We start from the raw sequence: 3,724 nt of genomic DNA on the forward strand, positions 1-3,724 counted from the left end.
CTTGCGGGAATTGAAGAAGTTTCAGAACTAGCACCTCTTCACAACCCTGCAAACATTGTGGGTATCCGTGCATTTAAAGAAGTACTACCAAATGTACCTGCTGTAGCAGTATTTGATACAGCTTTCCATCAATCAATGCCTGAGAGCTCATTTTTATACAGCTTGCCTTATGATTACTACAAAGAGTTTGGAATCCGTAAGTACGGTTTCCACGGAACATCACATAAATATGTTTCAGAACGTGCGGCAGAATTATTAGATCGTCCGATTGAACAACTTCGTTTGCTTTCTTGTCACTTAGGTAATGGGGCGAGTATTGCTGCAATTGAAGGTGGAAAATCAATTGATACATCAATGGGCTTTACACCACTTGCTGGTGTGACAATGGGAACACGTTCAGGGAACATCGATCCTGCATTAATTCCATATATTATGGATAAAACAGGACAAGATGCTACAGGTGTATTAGACACATTAAATAAAAAGAGTGGTCTACTTGGTGTTTCTGGTTTCTCAAGTGATTTACGTGATATCGAAAGTGAAGCTGAAGCTGGTAACGAACGTGCTGAGCTTGCTCTTGAAGTATTCACTTCACGTATCCACAAATATATTGGCTCGTACGCAGCTCGTATGAGTGGTGTAGACGCAATTATCTTCACTGCTGGTATTGGTGAGAATAGTGAYGTTATCCGTGAACGTGTACTTCGCGGTCTAGAATTTATGGGTGTTTATTGGGACCCATCCCTAAATAAAGTTCGTGGAAAAGAAGCGTTCATTAACTACCCTCATTCACCGGTTAAAGTTATTATTATCCCAACGAATGAAGAAGTAATGATTGCACGCGATACAGTTCGTCTTGCACAATAATAAACCATTTTTAACGCACCACTTACACTCCAGTAAGTGGTGTTGTTTTTTATATGCAAGCAAAAGTTTACTTTCTCCATTCAAGCACGCTATCATAATAGTTATAGAATGTCGTACATATAAGTAAATAAATATATAAAAGGAGGGTTAGCATGGGTTTATTTTTAGAAGCCATAGAAGGAGATAAATTAACAAACTTCTTTTTGATTCGCGAACGTGAAATTAAGCAAGCATCTAATGGAAGTGAATTCGCAACTTTTCTCCTTGAACGTAACCTGGAATTAATTTCTGCACAGTTATGGGACATTACGAATGAGCAAAAAGAGCAGCTACAACCAAGGTCATTAATTAAAGGAGAAGGGATGGTTGTGACGTATCGCCAGAAGAAGCTACTTAAATTATCACGAGTGCGGCTAGCGACATCTGAAGATCCAGTTTCAATCAGTGAGCTCATTTCCAGAAAAGGGGTTTCGCGTGAAGAATTATGGCAAGAATTACGTAAGATGATGGAAGAAGTAACATCACCAATATTAAGAAACATATTAAGACGTATTTTCTCAGAACGTACGATTCGTGAAAAAGTAACGACTCTCCCTGCTTCAAAAGCCTATCATCATGCTTATTATGCAGGGTTGCTACATCAAACGGTTCAATTAGCGCAAGCGGCATATCAACTGTTACCTCTATATCCATCTATTAATCAAGACCTTGTATTAAGTGCATGCATATTATGCGATATTGGGAAAACGAAAGCATTAAGGGATGTCGTCGCTCCTRATTACACATCTAGTGGGGAATTAATGGGACACTTAGTACTCGGTATTGAGATGATTAATGAGGCAGCAAGAGAAGCAGGAATTTCGGGGGACGATGTTGAATTAGTTGCATTAAAGCATTTGTTGTTGAGTCAAAATGGTGAAGTTGAAAAAGGATACGGAAGTGCTGTTTCTGAAAAAACAGCCGAGGCGATACTTTTTTCTTCAATAAAACAATTGAATACAAAACTTCATGCAATAGAGATGATAAGTGAACGTTCAGAGGAGGAGTGGGTATATTCTCCAATGTTTAAACGAAAAATGTATAACCAAAATACTAATCGAATCAGTGATTAAAAGAAGGTGAAGCAAATGAAACAAGAAGTACGTGATCAACAACGACTACAAACAATTCTTGAATGGGAAGATACATATTTTACTCACGAAGCAACAGATGTCGAATATTCGTATTTGAAATGGTCAGATAAATTAGTTGAGCAATTAGGAAATACCCGAAAACAAAAAGTACTTATGCAGCTTGATCATGTTTTTATACACATGCATGCTTATCTTCAAAATACTCGTTCTCACGAAGAGACCAAAAAACGAATCTTACAATATGCACGAGTATTTGAGCCGACAATCAATGAATTAGAAGACTTGCGTTATTTGCCGATTGAACAGCTTGATTATATGACAGAACAATTAATGGCTAAACAGAGGCTCCTCTCATTAGGTCAAGGTGGTCTTACTGGGATGGGGGGCATGTTTCTATTAGCAGCAGACCTTCCAGCAGCAATCGCCATTAACTTACGCTCCGTTCAACAAATTGCTACGATCTATGGATTTGACTTAAAACGGCCAATTGAGATGGTTGTTGCCTTAAAGTTATTACATCTAGCAACACTTCCAAAAGCCTTTCAAGCCCATGAGTGGGACAAGTTATGGAATGATGTAAATGAACATCAAGTGGATGATGTTTTCTATGCAGGGAAGGAGGATATTATCGAACCTGAATGGCTTCAGCACTTGATTCGTCAACTTGCAAAGAGCTTTGTCATTACCATGCTTCGAAAACGAATGATCCAAGGCCTGCCGTTAGTAGGGATGGCCTTTGGAGCAGGTATGAACTATAGACTCTCTCAGCAAGTCATTGAATTGGCGCATAAATTTTATCAAAAACGTCTTTWAATCGATCGGAATGATAGGTAGTATACAGTGAGCTCGTCTTGAAATAATAATCAAGACGAGCTTTTTTCTGTAGTAGTGAGGGATGGATTTAATCTAAACCAAATCCATAAATCATTAATAATAGAGGCAAGTTCAGCTATTTCCGAATTGAGATGACATGACCGTTCAAAATTTAATTCYTCTGTGAGGGCAGCTTGTTTTTCATTAATGACAACTTCAAGTTCTTTAACACGTTCAGGTATATTTCCCCGTATCTCTTCCCAGCTGCGAAGAATTTGAGCTTGTCGGTCTTGGTCAAGTTCGTCCCATACTGTGTGAAACCGCGGAAGTGAAATTTGAAGCCGGGAGTCATAAATAAAYTCGACATCCATATTAATCACTCCTTTTCCCTTATTGTAACGAACAGATTGTAAATTGAACACAATTTACAAAAAAATTTAAAATACCCCTTGCCAAAATGAAAAAACGTTGGTAAAGTATTTTGTATATTAATAAGTTGGATGTTTGGTTTTATACAAAGGGTGATCAATAGAAATCACCTCATTTTATACAGTTTATTGCATAAAAATAATAATGACAGTATGAATATTCATTTAGGGGGAATCGAAAATGACAAAGAAAAAAGTGGTTTTAGCATACTCGGGTGGTCTTGATACATCAGTAGCAATTAAGTGGTTAGCGGATAAGGGGTATGACGTTATTGCAGTAGGTCTAGATGTCGGTGAAGGAAAAGATTTAGATTTTGTAAAAGAGAAAGCATTAAAAGTTGGAGCTAGTCAATCGTATACGATTGACGCGAAGAAAGAATATGCAGAAGAATTTGTTTTGCCAGCATTACAAGCACATGCATTATATGAACAAAAATACCCACTTGTTTCTGCTCTATCTCGTCCGCTCATTTCAAAAAAACT

At 37.8% G+C, this 3,724-nt stretch carries 5 protein-coding genes; 4 read left to right on the plus strand and 1 reads right to left on the minus strand.

The genetic code is table 11. The features are described from left to right. From AB685_RS28260 to AB685_RS28270, 3 genes are all read left to right on the plus strand, one after another. Positions 1–867: acetate kinase (locus AB685_RS28260; RefSeq protein WP_047973933.1), on the plus strand; the 867-nt coding region annotated here is incomplete at its 5' end. Between the two features lie 152 nt (positions 868–1,019). Beyond that, the gene (locus AB685_RS28265; RefSeq protein WP_047973934.1) at positions 1,020–1,979 is read left to right on the plus strand and encodes a CMP-binding protein; all 960 of its coding nucleotides are present in this window, start codon (positions 1,020–1,022) and stop codon (positions 1,977–1,979) included. A gap of 15 nt (positions 1,980–1,994) precedes the next feature. Further along, the gene (locus tag AB685_RS28270; protein WP_047973935.1) at positions 1,995–2,834 is read left to right on the plus strand and encodes an EcsC family protein; all 840 of its coding nucleotides are present in this window, start codon (positions 1,995–1,997) and stop codon (positions 2,832–2,834) included. A 29-nt stretch (positions 2,835–2,863) separates the two neighbouring features. Here AB685_RS28270 and AB685_RS28275 read toward each other — a convergent pair whose 3' ends face one another. Then, entirely contained in the window at positions 2,864–3,184 is a 321-nt protein-coding gene (locus AB685_RS28275; RefSeq protein ID WP_047973936.1) for a hypothetical protein, read from the minus strand. Between the two features lie 238 nt (positions 3,185–3,422). Between AB685_RS28275 and AB685_RS28280 the strand changes: the two genes are divergently transcribed. Then, the coding region (locus tag AB685_RS28280) for an argininosuccinate synthase domain-containing protein (protein WP_047973937.1) at positions 3,423–3,724 on the plus strand (302 nt) is incomplete at its 3' end.

Source organism: Bacillus sp. LL01 (genome assembly GCF_001037965.1).